Below are 22,049 nucleotides of genomic sequence, written 5' to 3' on the forward strand. Positions count from 1 at the left end.
CCGCACCGAAACCGCAGGAGTCGTGCGCCCGTGGAGCGACACAGGCCCACCCTGGGACACAACGCAGGAGCACGGCGACCGACGCCGCCCCCAGCCGCAGGAAACCAGGCGCCCCGGCCCGCCGCGACGCGCACAACTCCTGCAAACCGTCCCACAACAGCCCGAAACGGCCGCCCGCACCGAAACCGCAGGAGTCGTGCGCCCGTGGAGCGACACAGGCCCACCCTGGGACACAACGCAGGAGCACGGCGACCGACGCCGCCCCCAGCCGCAGGAATCCCGGCGCCCCGGCCCGCCGCTCCGCGCACAACTCCTGCAAACCGTCACCACAACAGCCCGAAACGGCCGCCGGCGCGAGAACCGCAGGAGCCCTGCACCCGGCACGGCGGCACAACCCCACCCGGGACACAACGCAGGAGCCCGGCGACCGACGCCGCCCTCAGCCGCAGGAAACCCGGCACCCCGGCCTGCCGCGACGCGCACAACTCCTGCAAACTGTCACCGCAGCCGCCGCTTGCCGGCCGACCGCGCCGGAGCCGCAGGAGTCGTGCGCCCGTGGAGCGCCACAGGCAAACCCGCACACAACGCAGGAGCCCGGCGACCGACGCCGCCCTCAGTCGCAGGAAACACGGCACCCCGGCCCGCCGCTCCGCGCACAACTCCTGCAAACCGTCACCACAGCAGCCCGAAACGGCCGACCGCACCCCATCCGCAGGAGCTGTGCGCCTCGCAGCGCGGCACAGCGCCACGGCCCCACACCGCACCGCAGGCGCCGCGCACGCCCACGGCGGCACGGCGGCACGGCCGCACGGCACGGCCGCACGGCACGGCGGCAACCACACCGCACCGCGTGGACAGCGAAAGCCGCACCCCGCGCGGCGGCCGGCGTCAGGCGCGCAGGAACGCGGCGTTCAGCGACTCGGGCGCGAGCGCGTGCTCGACGGCCAGCATGCTCGCGCCGATGACGGCGGCGTTCTCGGCCGCAGCCGACTGCACGATCGACAGGTACTCGGTGGCCAGCGGCGTGGAACGCGTGTAGACGACCTCGCGCACTCCCGCGATCAGGTGCTCGCCGACGCGTGCCATCGACCCGCCGATGGCGATGACCGACGGGTTCATCAGGCTCACGCACGTCGTCAGCACCTCGCCGATGTCGCGGCCGGCCTGACGCACCGCCTGGATCGCGTCGATGTTGCCACGCTTGACGAGGTCGACCACGTCGGATCCGGTGTGCGCCTCGATCCCCTGCGCGCGCAGGGCGCGGGCGATGGCGGGACCGGATGCCAGGGCCTCGAGACATCCGCGGTTGCCGCACTGACAGGGGATGTCGGCGCCGCGCGCGACCTGCACGTGACCGATGTCGCCCGCGATGCCCTGGGCGCCGCGCTGCAGGTGCCCGTCGGAGATCAGGCCCGTGCCGATACCGGTGGCGACCTTGACGAACATGAAGTGCTCCACGGCCGGCCAGGCGACGCTGCGTTCGCCCAGCGCCATGATGTTGACGTCGTTGTCGACGAGCACGGGCGCGGGGATGTGCCGGTTGATCCAGCCGGGGATGTCGAAGCGGTCCCAGCCGGGCATGATCGGGGGGTTCACCGGCTGCCCGGTGGAGTGCTCGACGGGGCCGGGGACCCCGATGCCCATCGCCGCGACGTCGGAGACCGATCGTCCCGACTCGGTGAGCAGAGCGGATGCCGTCTCGACGAGCCACGTCAGAACGGGCTCGGGGCCGAGGGCGATGTCGATCTCGCCGTGACGCTCCGAGAGCACCTTGCCCGTCAGATCGGCGATGGCCACCGTGCCGTGGGAGGCGCCGAGGTCGACGGCGACGACGACCTTGGCGGCGGGGTTGATGGCGAACTGCGACGGCGGGCGTCCGCCGGTCGAGACGGCATCGGCGACGGGGGTGATGAGCCCCATGCGCATCAGCTCGTCGACGCGGACGGCGACGGTGGACCGGGCGAGCCCGGTCGACTTAGCCAGCTCCGCGCGCGTACGCGGGACCCCGTCTCGCAGCAGCTGGAACAACTGGCTCACGCCGTTGACCGACTGCACGGAATCTGTCGTCATCCTGTTCACGCCCTCAGTACACCATTAGTTGCCATGTGTTCGATCCACATGCCGAAGGCGGCTACGCACATTACGCAGCCGCCGACGGCACATGGTCTGTCAGCTCCGTCCGGGAGGGCGGGAGAAGCGCTGCTGAAGCAGCACCGCGACCACGATGATGACACCTTTTGCCACGGCCTGGACAGAAGACGAGAGATTGTTCTGAATGAAGACGTTGGTCAGCGTCGCGAAGATCAGCACGCCGAACACCGTGCCGGTGATCGTGCCGCGACCACCGATGAGCAGGGTCCCTCCTACGACGACCGCCGCGATGGCATCCAATTCGTAGAGCTGACCGTGCGTCGAGGTGCCCGCGGTGGTACGGCCGAGGATCATGACGGCGGCGATGCCGGCGCACAGTCCGGTGATGGCGTACAGCCACATGGTGTGGCGTCGCACGTCGATGCCGGCCAGGCGTGCGGCCTCGCGGTTGCCGCCGACGGCGACGGTGCGGCGGCCGAAGGTGGTGCGGTTCAGCAGCACCCAGCCGAAGGCCGCGACGATGGCGAAGATCCAGATGAGGATGTCGACGCCGAGGAAGTCGGAGTTCATGAAGGTGATGAAGCCGCGGTCCTGCACGACGAGCGTGCGGCGTTCGGCCAGGATCTCGGCGAGACCGCGCGCACCGACGAGCATCGCCAGGGTCGCCATGAACGCGACCACGTTGCCGTAGGCGATGACGATGCCGTTGATGAGACCCGCACCGATGCCGACGGCCAGCGCGATGAGGATCATCACGCTCCAGTGGAGGTTGTCGGCGAGGTCCTGCACGGCGGCGAGGGTGGCCACCACCGAGGCCAGACCCATGACGGAACCGACCGAGAGGTCGATGCCGCCGGCGATGATGACGAGCGTCATACCGATGCTGATCACACCGATGATCGAGGCCTGCCGCAGGATCACGAGCAGGTTGTCGACACTCGCGAACGAGGTGGGGGCGGTGACCGCGCCGACGATGACGATGACGAGCAACGCGACGACGAGGCCGATGTTGCGCCCGGCGGAGCCGGAGAGGAGGCGTCGCCAGGTCGGGGCGGGCGCGGGAGCGGCGACGGCCCCGGTCTCGGCGGGAGCCGTGCGCACACGGGTCGGGGTGGTCGGCTCGCTCACGCGGCGGATCCTTTCATGACGAGATCGAGCACGCCGTGCTCGTCGATCTGATGGGAGGGAAGGGTGCTCAGGATGCGGCCGTCGGCGACGACCAGGACGACGTCGGCGAGGCCGAGGACCTCCTCGATCTCGCTCGAGACCACCACGACGGCGTTGCCGGCGGCGGCGAGGTCGCGGATGAGGGCGTAGATCTCGGCGCGGGCGCCGACATCGACGCCGCGGGTCGGTTCGTCGAGCAGCAGCACGTTGGTGCCGTGCACGAGCCAACGGGCGAGCAGGATCTTCTGCTGGTTGCCGCCCGAGAGGGTGCGTGCGGGACGGTCGGGATCGGCCGGGCGCAGCTCGAACGCGTCGATCTGCTCGCGGGCGACCTTGCGGGCTGCGCGGTCGTCGAGGAAGCCGCCCCTGGCGAAGCGCTTCATCGAGGCGAGGGCGATGTTGATGAAGATGGGCTCGTCGAGCACCAGACCCTGGCTCTTGCGCTCCTCGGGTGAGAGGCCGATGCCGGCGTGGACGGCGGCGCGCACCGACCCGCGGGGCAGCGTCTTCTCGCGCACGCGCACGGTGCCGGCGCTCGCACGGCGGGCACCGTAGACGGTCTCGAGGATCTCGGAGCGTCCCGAGCCGACGAGACCGGCGAGTCCCACGACCTCACCCGCACGCACCGAGAACGACACGTCGCTGAAGACACCGTGGAGCGCCAGGTCCTGCACGTCGAGAACGACCGGGGCGTCGGATGCCACGGGCTCGCGCACGGGGAAGACGTTGGCGACCTCGCGACCGGTCATCAGACGGATGAGCTCGGCCTTGGGGGTGTCGGCGGCGGAGAGTCCGACCGCGGTGGTGCGGCCGTCCTTCAGCACGGTGATGCGGTCGCCGATCTCGCGGATCTCCTCGAGACGGTGGGTGATGTACACCACGGCGATGCCGGCGGCGGTGAGCTCGCGAACGACCGCGAACAGGTTCTTGACCTCTTCGGTGTCGAGGACGGCAGACGGCTCGTCCATGATGATGAGCTTGATGTCGTGCGACAGAGCGCGCGCCATGCTCACGATCTGCTTGTTGGCGGCACTCAGCGAACCGACCTCGGTGTGCGGTGACAGCGACGAGTGACCGAGACGACGAAGGAGCTCCCGCGTCTGGCGCGCGGCTTCGGCGCGGTTGGTGAAGCCGCCGCGAGCCAGTTCGTGCCCGAGGAAGATGTTCTCGGCGATGGTGAGGCCGTCGACGACATCGAGTTCCTGATACATGGTGGCGATGCCGAGGTCGATGGCGGCATCCGGGTCGGCGATCTCGACGTTCTCTCCGAGCCACACGATCTCGCCCTCGTCGGGGCGGTGCACGCCGGCGAGCGTCTTGATCAGCGTCGACTTTCCCGCACCGTTCTGGCCGAGGACGCAGTGCACCTCGCCCGCGACGATGTCGAGGTCGACGCCGCGCAGAGCTCGGACGCCGGCGAAGGACTTCGTCACACCTCGGACGCTGAGTAATGACGGCTGATGGTCAACTTTGATCACTCGGCGAACATAACACGCTCCCTCACCGTCGCGCGACACCCAATCCGGGGGAGGAGACCGGCCTCGCGGGCGCGCGAGCGCGGGCGCCCTTTTCGCTCCTTGCGAGCCGAACGCCCACTTATGCAGTGCAAAAAACAAAAGTTGACTGATTGACCAACACTTCTGCTAGCGTGAGGCCCGTCAGAGCGGACCCTTCCTTCCGGAAAACACCCGGGGCCGGGCTGACCCCAGCTGCATCACATTCAAGGAGGAAGCACATGCGCTCGAACTGGAAGTCGCGATCGCGACTCGTCCTGACCGGTATGGCGGTCGTCGCCTCGGTCGGTCTGCTGGCCGGCTGCACCGGCTCGAACAACGACGCCCAGAACGTCGTCGACCAGGGCACGTCCGCCGAAGAGAACGCCGCGGCCGGCGACACCGTCGTCATCGGCTTCTCCGGCCCCGCCGCCGACCACGGTTGGCTCGGCGCGATCAACTCCGGCGCGCTCGCCGCCGCCGCGAGCTTCTCGGACGTCGAACTGCGTCAGGCCGAGGGCACCAACGACGTCAACGCGCAGATCGCCGCCGTCGAGACCTTCATCAACGACGGCGTGGATGCCATCGTGCTGCTGCCGAGCGACGGCGCGGCCCTGACCGAAGTGGCCATCAAGGCGATGAACGCCGGCATCCCGGTCATCAACGTCGACCGCGAGTTCTCCAGCCCCTTCGCCGCCCGCTCCACCGTGCTCGGCGACAACTACGGCATGGGCGTCAGCGCCGGAACGTACATCTGCGAGCAGCTCGAGGGCAACAGCAGCGCCGTCGTCGCCGAGATCGCCGGCATCGACTCGCTGCCGCTCACGCAGGACCGCTCCGCCGGCTTCGCCGACGCGCTGTCGGACTGCGGCCTGAAGGTCGGTCCCCGCGTGGCCGCCGACTTCACCGTGCAGGGCGGCGAGGCCTCGACCTCGCAGCTGCTGTCGGCCAACCCGAAGATCGACGCCATCTGGAACCACGACGACGACCAGGGCATCGGTGTGCTGGCCGCCATCACGGCCGCCGGACGCGACGAGTTCATCATGGTCGGCGGCGCCGGCAGCCGGAACGCGATGGAGACCATCGAGGCCGGCGACAGCCCGCTTCAGGCCACGGTCATCTACCCGTCGACGCAGGCCGCCGACGGCATCGCGCTGGCGCGTCTCATCGCGCAGGGCAAGACCGCGGGCGACCTCATCACCCCGAGCGTCCCCAACCGCATCGTGCTCGACGCTCCCGTCGTCACGCGGGACAACGTCGCCGACTTCATCGATCTCGCCTTCGAGTCCTGATCCGGAACGGGGCGTCCGCCGACGAGGCGGGCGCCCCGTACCCCGTTCCCCCAGAGAAAGATCCCATCGTGACCCAGCCCCTTCGCATCGCCATGATCGGTGCGGGATTCATGGGCGCCGCGCACTCCCAGGGATGGCGCGTCGCACCCCGATTCTTCGACCTCCCCCGCTCCCCCGAGATGAGCGTCCTCGTGGGGCGCGACGCCACTCGCACGCAGCAGTGCGCCGACACCTGGGGCTGGGGCGAGAGCGCGACGGATTGGCGCGAGGTCGTCCAGCGTCCCGACGTCGACGTCGTCGACATCGTCACCCCCGGTGACACGCACGCCGAGATCGCCATCGCCGCCCTCGAGGCCGGCAAGCACGTGCTGTGCGAGAAGCCCCTGGCCAACACCGTCGACGAAGCGCGGCGCATGGCGGATGCCGCGGCGGCCGCCGCCGAGAACGGCATCCGGTCCATGGTGGGCTTCACCTACCGGCGCCTTCCCGCCACCACGTTCGCCCGCGATCTCATCGCCGCCGGCCGTCTCGGCGACATCCGCCAGGTGCGCGCGGAGTACCTCCAGGACTGGCTCAGCGACGCCGAGGCGCCCCTGACGTGGCGCCTGCAGAAAGACCGCGCCGGCTCCGGCGCCCTCGGCGACATCGGCGCGCACGCCGTCGACATCACCGAGTACATGACCGGTCAGCGCGTCACCCGCGTCGCGGGCGTACTCGAGACCATCGTCGCCGAACGCCCCGTGCTGGCGTCGTCGTCTGGCCTGTCGGGCTCGGCCGGAACCGAGCGCGGCGCGGTGACCGTCGACGATCTCGCCCTGTTCACCGGGCGCCTCGAGTCCGGCGCCCTCGCCTCGTTCGAGGCATCGCGCTTCCGCCTCGGCCGCAAGAACGGCCTGCGCGTCGAGATCGCCGGCTCCCTCGGCTCTCTCTCGTTCGACCTCGAGAGCCCGAACGAACTCCACCTCTACGACGCGACCCTGCCCGACACCGAACAGGGCTTCCGCCGCATCCTGGTGACCGAGCCCGGACACCCCTACGCCGGCGCCTGGTGGCCCACCGGCCACATGCTGGGCTACGAGCACGGCTTCTCGCACCAGGCGAAGGACTTCGTCGAGGCGATCGCCGCGGACGCCGACCCCAGGCCCTCGTTCGCCGACGGTCTGCACGTGCAGGAGGTGCTGGATGCCGTGGCGCGCAGCTCGGACGCCGAGGGCGCGTGGACGAGCGTCGAGGCACCGACGGCGCCCGTGGCGGCCGATCAGCTGCTCGCGGCATCCTGAATCCATCCCCTTCGAAAGGACGTCCGCGATGACGCGACCGATCACGCTGTTCACCGGCCAGTGGGCCGACCTGCCCTTCGAAGAGGTCGCGCGCCTCGCCGGGGAGTGGGGCTACGACGGCCTCGAGATCGCCTGCTGGGGCGATCACCTCGACCCGTGGCGCTGGGACGACGACGACTACGTGCAGGGCAAGCTCGACGTGCTCGAGCGCAACGGCCTGAAGGTCTGGACCATCTCCAACCACCTCAAGGGCCAGGCCGTCTGCGACGACCCCATCGACCAGCGGCACCGCGACATCGTGTCGGATCGGGTCTGGGGCGACGGCGACCCCGAGGGCGTGCGTCAGCGCGCCGCCGAGGAGCTGAAGAACACCGCGCGCCTGGCATCCAAGCTGGGGGTGAAGACCGTCACCGGCTTCACCGGATCGAGCATCTGGAAGTACGTCGCGATGTTCCCGCCCGCCAGCGAGCAGATGGTGGACGCCGGGTACCAGGACTTCGCCGATCGCTGGAACCCGATCCTCGACGTCTTCGACGAGGTCGGCGTGCGCTTCGCCCACGAGGTGCATCCGTCGGAGATCGCCTACGACTACTGGACGACGAAGCGCGCGCTCGAAGCGATCGGGCACCGCCAGGCGTTCGGGCTGAACTGGGACCCGTCGCACATGGTGTGGCAGGACATCGACCCGGTCGCCTTCCTGTGGGACTTCCAGGACAAGATCTTCCACGTGCACTGCAAAGACACGAAGAAGCGCCTCGGCAACGGCCGCAACGGCCGTCTGTCGTCGCACCTGCCCTGGGCCGACCCGCGCCGCGGCTGGGACTTCATCTCCACCGGGCACGGCGACGTGCCCTGGGAGGACGCCTTCCGCATGCTGAACGCGATCGGCTATGACGGCCCCCTCTCGGTCGAGTGGGAGGATGCCGGTATGGACCGTCTGGTCGGAGCGCCCGAGGCGCTCGGATTCGTGCGGAAGTTGTCGACGTACGAGCCCTCGGGCGCGGCGTTCGACGCGGCGTTCAGCACGCGCTGAACACCGGGGGGCTGCGGAAGCGAGCCACGGAAGGGTCGGGTGCGTCAGGCACCCGGCCCTTCTGTCTGCCCGGGGGTTGCGCGGGGTCTGCGCGGGGTGTGCCCGGGTTCTACGCGGGTTCTGCGCGGGTTCTGCCCTGTCTGCGCGCTGATCCTGACCTCGTTGCGCCCGGATCCCGCCCTGGTTCCGCACGACTCCTGCGGGTGCGGGCAGGAGCGGGTTCGGGAGGCTCCGACGTCAGCGATGTGCAGGAGTTGTGCACGCGGCCGGCGGCGCGAGCCCACGGGCGGTCCCCCGGCGACGCGGCGGCGCGGCGACGCGGGGGCGCGGCGGCGCGGGGGCGGTCCGGGGTCGGCGGGCGGCGGGCGGCGGGCGGCGGCGGCGGCGGGGCCCCCGGGGCGGTTCGCCGTCGCGGCGGTGTGTGCGGCGTCACCAGAACAGGGGATGCCACCAGAACAGGCCGTTCCGGCGAACATCGGCCTGTTTCCGTGGCATCCCCTGTTCTCGGCGCACGCGCAACGCGCGCCAGCCCAGCGAGCCAGGGCGCGGTGGGGCGGCCGACGGCGGCGGTCGGTAGTCGGTGGTCCACGGTCGGCGGGCGGCCGTCGGCGGGCGGCGGCGGACGCCTGCGAGACGGTTCGCGCCGTCGCCGCGCGGGAACGGCGTCACCAGAACAGGGGATGCCACCAGAACAGGCTGTTGTAGCCGAAATCGGCCTGTTTCCGTGGCATCCCCTGTTCTCGGCGCACGCGCAACGCGCGCCAGACGCCCAGAAGCGCCCAACGGCCAGCACACAGGATGCCGCGGGGTGGCGGCGGCGCACGCCTGCGAGACGGTTCACCGTCGCGGCGGTGTGTGCGGCGTCACCAGAACAGGGGATGCCACGAGAACAGGCCGTTGTGGCCGAAATCGGCCTGTTTCCGTGGCATCCCCTGTTCTCGGCGCACGCGCAACGCGCGCCAGACGCCCGGAAGCGCCCGGCGCCAGCGCCGGGCGATGCGCCCAACGGCCAGCACGCAGGATTCCGCGGGGTGGCGGCGGCGGACGCCTGCGAGGCGGTTCGCCCCGTCGCCGCGACGCAAACGCGTCACCAGAACAGGGGATGCCACGAGAACAGGCCGTTGTAGCCGAAATCGGCCTGTTTCCGTGGCATCCCCTGTTCTCGGCGCACGCGCCGCGCGCGCCAGACGCCCGGAATCGCCCGGCGCCTGCGCCCGGCCCGCACGGTGCGCGCCCGGCGCCCAACCCGCGCCGCGCGCGCCGGCGCCCCGCACCCCCGGCGCGCGGCGCCGCGCGCGCCGGCGCCCCGCACCCCCGGCGCGCGCCAGACGTCCAGCGCGCCCGGCGGGGCGTCAGGCGCCGAGCCCGCGCAGCACCAGGTCGCGCACTCCCGCCGCGGGCAGCGCCTCGACGTCGGGCAGCAGTCCGGAATCGCTCGTCACGACCATCGGCGCATCGTGGCGCGAGGTGGGCAGGCGGCCGTGGGTGCCGCGCACGCAGGTGGGGTCGAGCGGCACCGTGCTCATGGCGTAGCGCAGGCCCAGCTTCTTCTTCACGAGGTTGACGCCGGCTTTGGCCTTCGCGAGGCGGTCGGCGGGGTCGAAGAACAGCTCGGCGGGGTCGTACCCGGGCTTGCGGTGGATGTCGACGCCCCGGGCGTACTCGGGCGCGCGGTCGTCGTCGAGCCAGAAGTAGTAGGTGAACCACGCGCCCGGCTCGGCCACGACGACCAGATCGCCCGAACGCTCGTGGTCGAGCCCGTAGCGGGCCTGCGCCTCGCGGTCGAGCACCTCGTCGACGCCCTCGAGCCCCCGCAGCAGCGCGGCGACGCGCGCGAGGTCGGCGGCATCCGGAACGTAGACGTGGGCCACCTGATGGTCGGCGACGGCGAAGGCGCGCGAGGTCCACGGGTCGAGCTGCTCGCGGCCGTCTTGCACGTACACCTCGAGCAATCCCGCCCGCCGGAGCGCGCGGTTGACGTCGACGGGGCGCGAGGCCTGCTCGATGCCGTACTCCGACACCGCGACGACGGTGTAGCCGCGGTCGGCGGCGTCGTCGAGCAGCGGCGCGATGGTGTCGTCGAGCTCGCGGGCGGCGCGATCGGCCTCGGCGCCGTTCGGTCCGAAGCGCTGCAGGTCGTAGTCGAGGTGCGGCAGGTACGCCATCGCCAGGTCGGGCGCGGGTCCCCACCGTTCGGTGATGATGCCGCGGGTCGCCTCGGTCAGCCACGCGCTGCTTCGGATCGTCGCCGTCGGCCCCCAGTACTGGAACAGCGGGAACTCCCCCAGCGCGCCGACGAGCTGATCGTGCAGGGCCGCCGGGCGCACGTACGCGTCGGGGCTCTTGCGCCCGTCGGCGTGGTAGATCGGCCGGGGCGTCACGGTGACGTCGGTGGTCGCGCCCATCGCGAACCACCAGCCGAGGTTCGCCGTGCGCAGCTCGGGACGGGAGCGGCGGGCGGTCTCCCACACCTTCTCTCCCGCGACGAGCTTGTTGTGCTGGCGCCACAGCAGCGGGTCGCCGAGCCCGCGGAAGTACCAGCCGTTGCCGACGATGCCGTGCTCGCGGGGGGCGAGACCGGTGAGCATGGTCGACTGCACGCTGCACGTCACGGCGGGAAGGATCGTGTCGAGCCCCACCTGACCGCCGCGGCGACCGAGCGCGCTCAACCGCGGCATCGCCGCGAGCGCCCGCGGGGTGAGCCCCACGATGTCGAGGAGAAGGACCTTGCTCATGTGCGGCTCCCGCCGTCGATTCCGGATGCCGGAGACCCGGCGATGTCGCTCGCGTGCGGCGACCGCGCGGGAGCACCGGATGCGGCGACCCCGGCGAGCTCGCGGCCGCGCGCGGGCGCCGCCGCGGTGGCAGCCCCAACCGCGGGTGGGGGCACCGCCCCCGTGGCATCCCGATCCTCAGGCGCGGGCGCCGCCGGCGCGGCATCGCGGTCCTCGGGCGCGGGCACCGCCCCCGTGGCATCGCGGTCCTCGGGCGCGGGCACCGCCGGCACGGCATCCGGAGCCGAGTCGGTCAGCGCGTGCGGCAGATGCTCGCGCACCCAGCGGAGCTCGGCGGCGATGCCGTCCGCGAGGGTGTCGGGCTGCAGCGATGCGGGCAGCACCGACCACGTGTACGTCTCCACGTCGAGGTGCGCATCGGCCCCGCCGGGAGCGGCGAGCACCGCGTCGACGGCCGCGCGCAGCACCTCGGTCGTCGCGCGCAGCGGAGCCGCGGGCCGGGCGTGGAGCGGGATGTGCACGTGCACCCGCCACGCCTGATCGCCGGGCCACGGCTCGTCTGCGTCGAGCACCTCGGGCAGGTCGTCGGCGGTGTGCGTGCCGCCGGCGCTGCGCACCTGGTGCACGTAGCGCTCCTCGGCGAAGGGGCGCAGCGCGTCGAGGGCGCCGGGAGCTTCGGGGTCGGGCACCTCGAGCGCGACGGAGGCCTGCACCTTGACGACCCGCACGCCCGCGGCGGTCGCGGCCGCGACGACGGCGGCCGGATCGGCGAACGACACCGCGAGATGGCAGGTGTCGAGGCACAGCCCGAGCCGTCCGTCGGCGATGAGCGCCGGGCGCGCGCCGAGCCACGCCACCACGTCGGCGACGTCGTCGAGGATGCACCCCGGTTCGGGCTCGATCGCCACCCGCACGGTACGTCCGGTCTCGCGCTCGATGGCGGCGAGGCCCTCGACCAGGCGTCCGAGGTTCTGCTCCGCGGCGCGGGAGGCCGCGGCATCCCACCCCTCACGCCACCCCAGCGGCAGCGTCGAGATGCTGCCCTCGGCGCCCTCGGGCACCAGCGCTGCCAGCGCCCGTGCGCAGTCGAGCGTGTACGCGAGGCGCTCGGGCGTCGTCCAGTCGGGGCGGTAGACCGCGAGCTTGACGACGTCGTCGTGGAACCCGCGGTACGGGAAGGCGTTCACCGTGCGCAGCTCGAGAGCGTTGCGCTCGAGGGCGTCGGCGAGCACCGCGCGGGCCCGCCCGTCACCGGAGAGCGTGGATGCCACGCCCACCGGCATCCACAGTCCGACGCCGAGGCGGTCGAGGCCCGCGGCCCGCCGCACGGGGCCGGCGTGCTCGTCGAGCTGGCGGACGATGCCGGGGAGGTCTTCGGCGGGGTGGACGTTGGTGCAGTACGACAGCTCCACCCTCACGCCCCCTGGCGCGACGCCATGCCGCGCAGCACCGAGTTGCCCTCGAACAGGTCGGGACCCTGTTTCGCGGGGGCGAACCCCTCGATCGGGTCGGTGTTCACCCGACCGCTCTGCGCGTAGAAATAGCGGGGGTTGCGCCACAGGATGCGATCAACGTCGTCGTCGCTGAAGCCGGCGTCGAGCATGGCGAGGCCGGTCTTCGCGGTCTTCAGCGGGTCGGAACGACCCCAGTCGGCGGCGGAGTTGACGATCACGCGGTCGAGGCCGATGCGCTGCATGATCGCGACCACGCGCTGCTCGTCCATCTTGGTGTCGGGGTAGATCGAGAAGCCCATCCACGCTCCGCTGTCGGCGACGGCGTCGACGCACGTCTCGTTGAGGTGGTCGACGAGCACATGCTGCATCGGGATGCCGGACTCACGCACCACGTCGAGCGTGCGCTGCGTGCCGACGGCCTTGTCGCGGTGCGGGGTGTGCACGAGCACGGGCAGCGCGAACTCGATGCCGAGGGCGAGATGCTGGCGGAGGATCTCGTCCTCCTCCGGGGTCATCGAGTCGTAGCCGGTCTCACCGACCGCCACGACGCCGTCTTTGGCGAGGTAGTGCGGCAGTTCGGGCATGACCTCGCGGCAACGGGGATCGTTCGCCTCTTTCGGATTCAGCGCGATCGTGCAGTGATGACGGATGCCGAACTGCGCGGCGCGGAACCTCTCCCACCCGATCAGGGTGTCGAAGTAGTCGAGGAACGACCCGACGCTCGTGCGGGGCTGACCGAGCCAGAACGCCGGCTCGACGAGGGCGCGAACGCCGGCGTCGTACATGGCCTCGTAGTCGTCGGTGGTGCGCGCCGTCATGTGGATGTGGGGATCGAAGATGCGCATGTCAGGCCCTTTCACGAGCGCGGAGGAGGGTGAGATCGTCGGGCACCGTGCGTCCGGCGGCGCGGCGCTCCTCGGCGAAGCGCGCGGCCATCGCGGCGAGTTCGTCGTCGGCGCGCGCCTCGAGCCCCGCGACGACCGAGAGCGGGATGCCGAGAAACACGCACTTCAGCACGCCGTGGCGCCACGCATGGTCGTCGAGGTGCGCCGCGGCGAAGGAGCCGAGGGCTGCGGCGACGAGGCGGGTGTCGTTCGCGCGCAGGGCGTCGAGCACGAGGTCGAGCCCCGCATCACGCCAGGCCGGCGCCGGATCGGTGATCGCGTCGAGGCCGCGCAGCACGCCGCGGCGCTCGGCGTCGTCGCCGCGCCGGTAGAGCGCGACCGCCGCGGCCGGGTCGGCGCCGCCGTCGGCGAGCGCCGCGATGATGGCGGCCCGGGCGGCGTCGTCGGCGGTCGGCGCGAACGGTTCCGCGGTCAGCGGCTCGCGTCCGACCTCGCGTCCGGCCGCGGCGAACAGGCGCGCCGCGCCCGTGGCATCCCCTCGCACCTGCTCGACGGCCCGGGTGGTCCAGGGGTGCGGGCCCGCGCCGCGGGAGGAGATCGCGGGAGCGGAGGATGCCACGGCCCCGGCCGATCCTCCCGTCGCCGAATCCCCTCCCGCCGCCGGCGCCGCGGGGGCCCGGCCCGCCACCGGCACCGTCGCACCGGAAGCCGCACCGGAGCGCGCCGCGGCGGCGGTCAGCGCCGCCATGCTGGCGCGCGCGAGGGCCGGAGCCGCGTGCGCATGGCGGGGCAGCTCGACGGCGACGACGCCGCGGTAGTCGAGCTCGCGGAGCGTGGCGAGCGCGGCATCCAGGTCGAGCGCCCCCTCGCCGAAGGGGAGGTGCTCGTGGGCGTGCGGGAGCATGTCGTCGGCCTGCACGTTGCGCAGCAGCGCACCCGCTGCTCGCAACGCGCCCACGACACCGTCGGGTTCGACGACGACGCAGTGCCCGAGGTCGACGGTGATGCCGAGGTTCGCGGGGTGCCCGAGGCGGGCGCGCACGGCGAGGGCGTCGGCGACGGTCTCGACGACCATGCCGGGCTCGGGTTCGAGGGCGAGCGGAACGCCCGCCGCCGCTGCCACGGCGGTGAGTTCGAGCAGACGCTCATCGAGGAGCACGCGGGCGGCGTCGAGCGTCACATCGTCGGGGAGCACACCGCTCCACAGCGACACGCAGTCGGCGCCGAGGATCGCGGCGATCTCGATCGCGCGGCGAAGGAACACCATGCGCGGTTCGGCGTTGCGGTCGACCAGCGTCGGGCGGTGCTTGCGCACGGGGTCGAGCAGGTAGCGCGCTCCGGTCTCGACGACGACCCGCATCCGGCGTCGGCGCAGATCCGCCGACAGCGCCTCGGCCTGCGCGCGCCAGTCGGGTGCGAACGGGTCGAGGTGCGGGTGGCCGAGCGTGAGGGCGACGGCCGTGTACCCCTCGTCCTGCAGCACGTCGAGCGCGGACGGCAGGGGGTGATCGGTGAAGCCGTTGGTTCCGTAACCGATGCTCCAAGGCACCTCGTTCATGTGATGTCTCCTCTCGAGCGGCGGCGCCCGAGCAGGCGACCGGCGACCTCGACGCCGAGCAGGGCGAGGGTCGCGACCGGTGACCCGGCCCGGGCGGCAAGGGCCGACTGCAGCGGGACGACGGCGCGGATGCCGGCACGCGTGGCATCCCGTGAGTTCGATGCGCTCGCCTCGCCCGCCACGGCCAGGTACCCCGGAAGCACGGCCGCGAGATAGCGGGCGCCGCCCAGGGCCGCAGCCGCGCGGGCGCCGCCCAGGGCCGCAGCCGCGCGGGGCCCACCCAAGGCCGCAGCCGCGCGAGCACCCCCGAGGGCCGCAGCCGCGCGGGCCCCGCCGGGCCGACCCGACGCGCCACCCCCGCCGAGCAGACCGGATGCCGCGACGGCCACGCTCGCGGCGACGGCGGCGCCGCCCGTCACGCGGGTGGACCCGTCGACCTCGCCGCGCGAGACGGCGGTGACCGCGACGGTGTGCACGGCGACCGCGCTCGCGGGCAGCAGGGCGCCGCGCCACCCGGGGCCCGCCGCCCCCATCATCACGTCGAGGCCACGGCAGACCGCCATGACGACGGGTCCGGCGGCGGTCGGCTTGAAGACGAGGTCGTACGCCCAGAGCGCCCCCGCCAGCGCGAGCGACACCAGGCCCGAGGCGCGCCCGGCGGCGAACGCCGACCCGATGCCGAGAGCGGTGAGTCCCGCGCCGACGGCGAGCGCGCGCGAGCGCGTGATACGCCCCGACGGAATCGGGCGCTCCGGCCGCTCGAGCGCGTCGAGATCGGCATCCGCCCAGTCGTTCAGAGCCATTCCGGCGCTGTACAGGCACACCGACGACGCCGCGAGCGCACCGCCTCGCAGCGGGGAGTCGCCTCCGGAGCCGCGGGCGCTGAGCGCGCCGACCACGGCGTCGCCGAGCACGGTCAGCGACGCCGGAGCGCGGACGAGGTCGAGATAGTCCGCGACGCGCGTCACGGTGCGGCGACCCGCGCCGCGGCCACCGCGGCCGCCGTCTCGTGCACCCACGAGACGTACTGCGCGGTCTGCTCGCCGAAGCCGTGCACGTCGCTGCCCCAGGGGTCTTTGAAGAAGCAGCCGAGGGCGGGCACGACGCCGGCGTGACCGGCGCGGGTGGCCAGCGACAGGGAGCGCACGAGGTCGATCACCAGGGGCGCTGCCAGCGCGGAGTCGTACGCGCTCCACGTGGTCTGCAGGGTGACGCGGCTGCCGAGGAAGCCGGTGGCGCTGACGTGGTCCCACGCGGTCTTGACGTCGCCGAGGTCGGGCACGTTGTCGATGTGCAGGGGCGCGACGACGTCGTCGCCGACGAGGGCGTGCAGGCCGCGGTTCTTCGACACGAGCTTGGACCGCACTGCTTCGGGGTCGGCGAGCGTGGCGCCGTCGCCACCGCCGAGCAGGTTCGTACCGGCCCACGACTGCACCCGGAAGCCGCGCGCGGCGAACATGGGCGCGAGCACCGTGCGCAGCAGCGTCTCACCCGTCTTGCCGTCCTGTCCGGCGTAGGCGATTCCCGCGCGTTCGGCGCGTTCGCGCAGCACAGGGAGGTTGAGGGATGCCGAGGGGGTGAAGGCCGCGTAGGCGGCTCCGGCCGCGATGGCCGCGAGGGCGGCGCGTGAGCTCGGCGGCAGCACCCGCACGCCCGGCGTGGTGAGCGCGGCCTGCAGCAGGGCGTCGTCCTCGAAGCCGGGGTGGTAGGGCGGAAGGGGTTCGGTCGACGACACGTCGATGACGACGACCTCGCGCAGGCCGTGCCGATCGCGGAAGTCCGCGATGTCGGCGGCCATCAGGTCGATCTCCTCCTGCTGCGTGGTGGTGCGCGTCGGGACGGGGCGCAGGTTCTGCTCGGTGGCGCGGAGGCGCTCGCGCACGGCGTCGACGAGGGCCGCGGGGAACATGCCGCCCCCGGCGAGCTGCTCGGCGCGCTCCTCGAGCGGGGTCGCCGCGATGTCGTGGCCGCCGACGACAATGTCGGCGACGGCGGGGAACTCCTCGACGCGCACCGCGTCGGTCTCGGTGGTGAGGCCGATCGGCGAGGCGGCACCGAGGGCGAGCGCGTGGATGCCGATGGTCGCGGTCGTGGCGAGCGACCCGCGCGCGCCGATGAACCAGGCTCCGACTTCGGCGGTGGAGGGGGTGTCCGAGGTGTTCACGCGGGGATCCGTTCTTCGTTGAGGGATGAGCTCATCCGGGCGCACGCCGAAGACCGGCCGGTCGGGCCGCGAGAGAGCGCGCTGCAGGGGGATGGCGGGCGGTTCGGATGTTCGGGACGGGTCTCGTCGTCGAGGTGTTCCAGTCCTCCCGACAGTACTCAGGCTTTTGCGGCTTGGCAACCAAAAGGTGAAGCCGGAACGCGCATTAAGTGCGCGACGCCCGGGCGTGTTCCGACTCGGCCCCCGACAGGGTGCTGCTCAGTCCCGCGCGGGCAGGCGCTCGTCGAGCCACGCGAGCAGGTCGGCGCGCACCTCGACCTGCTGCACCTCGTTGAACACCTCATGCCGCGCCCCCGAGTACACCCGCGTCGTCACGTCGGTCAGTCCCGCTCGCTCGCGGTAGGCGTCGGCGAGGCGGTGCACGCTGCGAGGGCCGCCGACGGTGTCGTCGCGACCCACCATGAGCAGCACCGGTACGTCACGACCGAGGTCGCGCCGCGGGCGGCCCGCCAGCTTCAGCGTCTCGATCGGGCCGAACAGCCGCAGGATCGGCGTGGTGGTGGTCAGCGGATCGGCGACGAAGTCGCGACCCACCCGCTCGTCGCTCGAGAGCCATTCCATGCCCGAGCCCCGCTGGTGCTTCCAGGGGGCGTTGAGGTCGCCCGCGTTCAGCGCGCCCGGCCACCGCAGGGCCGATCCGGTCAGCACGACGGCGTCGTAGGCCTCGGGATGCCGATCGAGCAGCATCTGCGCGAGGAACGAGCCCCACGACTGCCCGATGAGCACGAGCGGCAGGCCGGGGTTCTCGTCGCGGATGCGCTGCGTGAGCGTCCACACCGCGTCGCGCGCCGCCCCCAGACCGCCGGGGCCGAGACGACCGAGCTTGCGGCGGTCGCCGCCCCATTGGCGCAGACCCGTGCGCCCGTGACCGCGGTGATCGTCGGCGTAGACGGTGTAGCCGTCGGCGACGAGGGCCTCGATCAGAGCCCCGTAGCGACCAGCGTGCTCCCCCACGCCGTGCAGCAACTGCACCACCGCGCGCGGCTGGGCCGCCTCGTGCACGTCGTAGACGATCGGGATGCCGTAGGCGTCGGTGAACTCGGGCATGGGGCGAGTGTACGGCCGTCGCTCCGTCACCCCGCGGGTTCGGCAGCCCGCACCGACGTGACGGCGCGATCCGGCACTCGCCCGGGGGTGTGGCATCCATTCCGTTAGCACGACTAATGAGTTAGGCTAAGAAACAGGAACATGAACGACCGCGTCGACGAATCCCCCCTCACCGACAACAGTCATGATTTCAGCGCCGCAGCTTCCGAGCTGCGCATGGCGACGTTCCGACTGGCTCGCCGCCTCCGGGCCCAGCGAGCCGTCGACACCATGAGCGACGGGCAGTTTGCCGTCCTCGCCGCCCTCACGGTGCATGGCGCGCACACGCTCGGCCAACTGGCCGATCGTGAGCGCGTCACCGCGCCGTCGATGAACCGCACGGTGTCGCTCCTCGAAGAAGCCGGCTACATCACACGCATTCCGGATGCCGCCGACCGCCGCCGCGTCAGCATCGACCTCACCGACTTCGGTCGCACGATCGTCGACGAGACCGTCCGCCGGCGCGACGCCTTCGTCGAGGAGGCGCTGGCCGAACTCACTCCCGACGAACGCGACACCCTGGCCCGCGCGGCCCTGATCATGAGGAAGGTGGCCGACAGGTGAGCTCCCCGATGTTCCGGTCGCTGTCGATCTTCAACTACCGCGTCTGGTTCATCGGAGCCCTCGTCTCCAACGTCGGCGCCTGGATGCAGGCCACCGCCCAGAACTGGGTGGTGCTCACGCAGCTCACCGATAACGACGCCGCCGCCATGGGCGTCACCATGGCCCTGCAATTCGCGCCCCCGCTGCTGCTGGTCGGGGTCACCGGCTGGGTGGCCGACCGGTTCGACCGTCGGCGGCTCATCATGTGCACGCAGGGCGCCCTGCTGCTGCTGGCCCTCGCCCTCGGCATCCTGCTTCTGACCGGCACGATGACGCTGCCGCTCATGTACGGCTTCGCACTGGCGCTCGGGGTCGCCACCGCGTTCGACAACCCGGCGCGCCAGGCCTTCGTCTCCGATCTGGTGTCGCAGGAGAACGCCTCCAACGCGGTCGCCTTGAACGCCGCCTCGTTCAACACCGCCCGCCTCATCGGTCCCGCCGTCGCCGGCGTCATGATCGTGCTCATCGGCACCGGGTGGGTCTTCCTCGTCAACGCCGTGACGTTCCTCGCGATGCTCGGGGCGCTGCTGATCATGCGCCCGCACGAACTCGTGGCCCGCGTCCGGCGGGCGGGGCCCGCTCGTCTCGCCGACGGCTTCCGTTACGTCGCGCGCCGCCCCGACCTGGTCGTCATCTTCGTCATGGTGTTCCTTCTGGGCGCCTTCGGCATGAACTTCCCGATCTTCGCCTCCACCATGGCGCTCGAGTTCGGTCGCGGCGCCGACGGCTTCGGGCTGCTCAGCTCCTTCGTCGCGATCGGCTCCCTCGCCGGAGCCCTCCTCGCCGCGCGCCGGGAACGCGCGCGCATGCGCGTGGTGATCGTGGGCACGGGCGGGTTCGCCGTGGCATCCGCCCTGTCGGTGCTCGCGCCCGGCTACGAGACGTACGCCGCCACCCTCGTGCTGACCGGCTTCTGCGTGGTCACGACCCTCACCACCGCCAACGGGTACGTGCAGACGACGACCGATCCGGCGCTGCGCGGACGGGTGATCGCGCTGTACATGGCGATCCTGCTCGGCGGCACCCCCGTCGGCGCCCCGATCGTCGGCGCCGTGGCGGCGGAGTTCGGCCCGCGCACGGCCATCGGACTCGCCGCCGTGGTCGCCCTGATCGCGTGCGCGATCGGCGCCTCGTGGACCCTCGCGTCGGGCCGAGTGCACCGCCACGAGACGAAGCGGTTCCGCCTGACCGTCGACGAGACGCGGCCCCTGCCGACGATCCCGCCCGAGCCCGAGGACTTCAGCGACGAGATCGCCGGCACGACCCCAATCCCCCTCCCGCCGGGCGAGCGCGCTCCGCGCCCGGTGCACCGCCCTCGACACGGCGCCTGAGCGACGTCGAAGTCGGTCCGCATCGGCGGATCGCGACTCGAATTCGGTCGACCGCCCTGTCGCCGACCTCTCCCCCTTTTCCCCAATAGCTAGATAAGCTAGCTATATGACCGAGAATCAGCTGCCCCGCCGCTGGGCGGGACTCGTCTTCATCAGCATCGCCGTCTCGCTGATCATCGTCGATTCGACGATCGTCAACGTCGCCGTGCCCTCGATCGTCGAGGAGCTGGATATCTCATCGACCGAGGTGCAGTGGGTGCAGGAGGCCTACACCCTCGTCTTCGCGTCGTTCCTGCTCGTCTTCGGCAGCCTGGCCGACCGCTTCGGGCGCCGACGACTCCTGCTCACGGGCGTCGTCGTCTTCGGCGCCGCCTCCATCGCCGCGGCCGTCGCCCCCACCGGCGGGCTGCTGATCCTGGCCCGGCTCGTGCAGGGCGTGGGCGGGGCGATGATCCTGCCGACGACCCTGTCGATCATCAACGCCACCTTCCGCGGCCGCGAGCGCGGCATCGCCTTCGCCGTCTGGGGCTCGACGATCGGTGGGATGGCCGCGGTCGGACCCCTGCTCGGCGGGTGGCTGACGACCGCCTTCTCGTGGCGGTGGGCGTTCGGCATCAACATCCCCCTCGGCGTCGTCATCGTGATCGGGGTCGTGCTGACCGTCGCCGAATCGCGCAGCGACCGGGTGGAACGCATCGACGGCATCGGCGCCCTGCTGTCGGTGCTCACGATGGCGCCCCTCGTCTTCGGCCTCATCGAAGGCCGCACCTACGGGTGGTGGACGGTCGACACCGTCCCCACGATCGGCGCCTGGACGTGGCCCTTCGCCCTCTCCCCCGTGCCCGTCGCCTTCGCGCTGGCCGTGATCGGCCTCGCCGCGTTCATCGCGTGGGGCATCGCCCGTCAGAGACGGGGCCGCTCGACGCTCCTGGCGTTCGACCTGTTCGGCATCACCTCGTTCCGCAACGGCAACATCGCCGCCGCCGTCGTCTCGCTCGGCGAGTTCGGCATCATCCTCGCCCTGCCGCTGTGGCTGCAGTTCGTCGTGGGCTTCGACGCCCTGCAGACGGGACTGCTGCTGCTCTCCCTCGCGATCGGCTCGTTCGTCGCGAGCGGCGTCGCGGGCGCACTGAGCGGCAAGGTCGCCCCGGTCTGGGTCGTACGCGGTGGCCTGCTGGCCGAGGTCGTCGGCGTGGCGGGCGTGGCCGTCACCATCGCGCCGGATGCCGCGTGGGGACCGCTCGTGCCCTCCCTCTTCGTCTACGGACTCGGCGTCGGACTCGCCACCGCCCAGCTGACGGGGGTCGTACTGGCCGACGTGCCACCGGCCGCGAGCGGCCAGGCGTCGGGCACCCAATCGACGTCTCGTCAGCTGGGCGCCGCGCTGGGCGTGGCGATCCTCGGCACCGTGCTGTTCTCGACCACGGCGGGGGTGTTGGCATCCGCTCTCGACGATCGCGGGATCCCCGCGGCTCAGCGCGATCAGGTCGTCTCGCAGGTCGTCGACAGTGCCGGTGCCGCCATCGCGGGCCTGGCGGCGTCTCCCGACACGCGGGATCTGGCGACCGACGCCCGCGAAGCGTTCAGCGACGGCACCCGCGCCGCGGCGTTCACCGCCGCCGCGTTCCTGACGCTGGGTCTCGCCTCGACGCTCACGCTCGGTGCGGGCGCGGCGCGGCGCGAGCCGCACGCGGCGAGCACCGGCGAAACGGTCTGAAACCCCTCGGGCGGCCGCCGCGATGCGCGCGGGCGGCCGCCCGGCGACGGCGTCGCGCGGGCTCCTCGAGCTGCACGACCTCGGCTGCGGGCGCACGGAGCGTGCGCGTCGCAGAGCCTGCGCGGCTCCCGGGCAGCCGC

The 22,049-nt window shown here is 72.1% G+C and carries 16 protein-coding genes; 6 read left to right on the forward strand and 10 right to left on the reverse strand.

Going from position 1 to position 22,049, the window contains the following annotated elements; genetic code table 11:
- Positions 1 to 888: 888 nt before the first annotated feature.
- The 3 genes from AS029_RS15405 to AS029_RS15415 form a co-directional block, all read right to left on the reverse strand.
- Positions 889 to 2,070 carry an ROK family transcriptional regulator gene (locus tag AS029_RS15405; protein WP_058233478.1) on the reverse strand — a complete coding sequence of 394 codons (1,182 nt, stop codon included), beginning with the start codon at positions 2,068 to 2,070 and terminating at the stop codon, positions 889 to 891.
- A 99-nt stretch (positions 2,071 to 2,169) separates the two neighbouring features.
- Positions 2,170 to 3,219, reverse strand: coding sequence for an ABC transporter permease (locus AS029_RS15410; protein WP_082642345.1), 1,050 nt, complete (start codon positions 3,217 to 3,219; stop codon positions 2,170 to 2,172).
- Positions 3,216 to 4,691: a sugar ABC transporter ATP-binding protein gene (locus tag AS029_RS15415; RefSeq protein WP_058233479.1), complete on the reverse strand. Its 1,476-nt coding sequence runs from the start codon at positions 4,689 to 4,691 to the stop codon at positions 3,216 to 3,218. Before AS029_RS15415 ends, AS029_RS15410 begins: the two co-directional genes overlap by 4 nt.
- 302 nt (positions 4,692 to 4,993) lie before the next feature.
- Here AS029_RS15415 and AS029_RS15420 point away from each other — a divergent pair, with 302 nt between their 5' ends.
- The 3 genes from AS029_RS15420 (at position 4,994) to AS029_RS15430 (ending at position 8,356) form a co-directional block, all read left to right on the forward strand.
- Entirely contained in the window at positions 4,994 to 6,043 is a 1,050-nt protein-coding gene (locus tag AS029_RS15420; protein ID WP_058233480.1) for a substrate-binding domain-containing protein, read from the forward strand.
- Between the two features lie 92 nt (positions 6,044 to 6,135).
- Positions 6,136 to 7,323 carry a Gfo/Idh/MocA family protein gene (locus AS029_RS15425; protein WP_058233525.1) on the forward strand — a complete coding sequence of 396 codons (1,188 nt, stop codon included), beginning with the start codon at positions 6,136 to 6,138 and terminating at the stop codon, positions 7,321 to 7,323.
- A 28-nt stretch (positions 7,324 to 7,351) separates the two neighbouring features.
- On the forward strand, positions 7,352 to 8,356 hold the full coding sequence (locus AS029_RS15430) for a sugar phosphate isomerase/epimerase family protein (protein ID WP_058233481.1): 1,005 nt from the start codon (positions 7,352 to 7,354) through the stop codon (positions 8,354 to 8,356).
- Positions 8,357 to 9,708: 1,352 nt separating this feature from the next.
- On the opposite strand, the gene AS029_RS15435 is transcribed toward AS029_RS15430, so the two are convergent.
- The 7 genes from AS029_RS15435 to AS029_RS15465 all read right to left on the reverse strand — a co-directional run bounded on the left by AS029_RS15435 (position 9,709) and on the right by AS029_RS15465 (position 18,219).
- Complete coding sequence (locus tag AS029_RS15435) at positions 9,709 to 11,091, reverse strand: alkaline phosphatase family protein (protein ID WP_058233482.1); 1,383 nt, start codon at positions 11,089 to 11,091, stop codon at positions 9,709 to 9,711.
- A complete protein-coding gene (gene eboE, locus AS029_RS15440; RefSeq protein WP_074615968.1) occupies positions 11,088 to 12,503 on the reverse strand; it encodes a metabolite traffic protein EboE in 1,416 nt (471 codons plus the stop codon). The genes AS029_RS15435 and eboE overlap by 4 nt, the downstream gene beginning before the upstream one ends.
- 2 nt (positions 12,504 to 12,505) lie before the next feature.
- Positions 12,506 to 13,390: a TatD family hydrolase gene (locus AS029_RS15445; protein WP_058233483.1), complete on the reverse strand. Its 885-nt coding sequence runs from the start codon at positions 13,388 to 13,390 to the stop codon at positions 12,506 to 12,508.
- A gap of 1 nt (position 13,391) precedes the next feature.
- Entirely contained in the window at positions 13,392 to 14,948 is a 1,557-nt protein-coding gene (locus AS029_RS15450; RefSeq protein ID WP_058233484.1) for an EboA domain-containing protein, read from the reverse strand.
- Positions 14,945 to 15,916, reverse strand: coding sequence for an SCO3242 family prenyltransferase (locus AS029_RS15455; protein WP_058233526.1), 972 nt, complete (start codon positions 15,914 to 15,916; stop codon positions 14,945 to 14,947). The genes AS029_RS15450 and AS029_RS15455 overlap by 4 nt, the downstream gene beginning before the upstream one ends.
- The gene (locus AS029_RS15460) at positions 15,913 to 17,112 is read right to left on the reverse strand and encodes an inositol-3-phosphate synthase (protein ID WP_058233485.1); all 1,200 of its coding nucleotides are present in this window, start codon (positions 17,110 to 17,112) and stop codon (positions 15,913 to 15,915) included. The genes AS029_RS15455 and AS029_RS15460 overlap by 4 nt, the downstream gene beginning before the upstream one ends.
- A gap of 258 nt (positions 17,113 to 17,370) precedes the next feature.
- On the reverse strand, positions 17,371 to 18,219 hold the full coding sequence (locus AS029_RS15465) for an alpha/beta fold hydrolase (RefSeq protein ID WP_058233486.1): 849 nt from the start codon (positions 18,217 to 18,219) through the stop codon (positions 17,371 to 17,373).
- A 141-nt stretch (positions 18,220 to 18,360) separates the two neighbouring features.
- Between AS029_RS15465 and AS029_RS15470 the strand changes: the two genes are divergently transcribed.
- The 3 genes from AS029_RS15470 to AS029_RS15480 all read left to right on the forward strand — a co-directional run bounded on the left by AS029_RS15470 (position 18,361) and on the right by AS029_RS15480 (position 21,909).
- Positions 18,361 to 18,822 carry a MarR family winged helix-turn-helix transcriptional regulator gene (locus AS029_RS15470; RefSeq protein WP_058233487.1) on the forward strand — a complete coding sequence of 154 codons (462 nt, stop codon included), beginning with the start codon at positions 18,361 to 18,363 and terminating at the stop codon, positions 18,820 to 18,822.
- Between the two features lie 8 nt (positions 18,823 to 18,830).
- Positions 18,831 to 20,192 (forward strand): MFS transporter, encoded by a 1,362-nt coding sequence (locus AS029_RS15475; protein ID WP_058233488.1) that lies wholly within the window; start codon positions 18,831 to 18,833, stop codon positions 20,190 to 20,192.
- A 106-nt stretch (positions 20,193 to 20,298) separates the two neighbouring features.
- Complete coding sequence (locus tag AS029_RS15480) at positions 20,299 to 21,909, forward strand: DHA2 family efflux MFS transporter permease subunit (protein ID WP_058233489.1); 1,611 nt, start codon at positions 20,299 to 20,301, stop codon at positions 21,907 to 21,909.
- Positions 21,910 to 22,049: the final 140 nt, after the last annotated feature.

It is taken from the genome of Microbacterium enclense, from assembly GCF_001456955.1.
In the GTDB taxonomy this organism is placed as follows: Bacteria; Actinomycetota; Actinomycetes; order Actinomycetales; family Microbacteriaceae; genus Microbacterium; species Microbacterium enclense.

What these genes read in the sequence shown, in the direction of transcription:
- AS029_RS15405 (WP_058233478.1), bottom strand. Translation starts at nt 2,070, where the DNA reads ATGACGACAGATTCCGTGCAGTCGGTCAACGGCGTGAGCCAGTTGTTC.
- AS029_RS15420 (WP_058233480.1), top strand. Translation starts at nt 4,994, where the DNA reads ATGCGCTCGAACTGGAAGTCGCGATCGCGACTCGTCCTGACCGGTATG.
- AS029_RS15425 (WP_058233525.1), top strand. Translation starts at nt 6,136, where the DNA reads ATGATCGGTGCGGGATTCATGGGCGCCGCGCACTCCCAGGGATGGCGC.
- AS029_RS15430 (WP_058233481.1), top strand. Translation starts at nt 7,352, where the DNA reads ATGACGCGACCGATCACGCTGTTCACCGGCCAGTGGGCCGACCTGCCC.
- AS029_RS15435 (WP_058233482.1), bottom strand. Translation starts at nt 11,091, where the DNA reads ATGAGCAAGGTCCTTCTCCTCGACATCGTGGGGCTCACCCCGCGGGCG.
- AS029_RS15445 (WP_058233483.1), bottom strand. Translation starts at nt 13,390, where the DNA reads ATGCGCATCTTCGATCCCCACATCCACATGACGGCGCGCACCACCGAC.
- AS029_RS15450 (WP_058233484.1), bottom strand. Translation starts at nt 14,948, where the DNA reads ATGAACGAGGTGCCTTGGAGCATCGGTTACGGAACCAACGGCTTCACC.
- AS029_RS15465 (WP_058233486.1), bottom strand. Translation starts at nt 18,219, where the DNA reads ATGCCCGAGTTCACCGACGCCTACGGCATCCCGATCGTCTACGACGTG.
- AS029_RS15470 (WP_058233487.1), top strand. Translation starts at nt 18,361, where the DNA reads ATGAACGACCGCGTCGACGAATCCCCCCTCACCGACAACAGTCATGAT.
- AS029_RS15475 (WP_058233488.1), top strand. Translation starts at nt 18,831, where the DNA reads ATGTTCCGGTCGCTGTCGATCTTCAACTACCGCGTCTGGTTCATCGGA.
- AS029_RS15480 (WP_058233489.1), top strand. Translation starts at nt 20,299, where the DNA reads ATGACCGAGAATCAGCTGCCCCGCCGCTGGGCGGGACTCGTCTTCATC.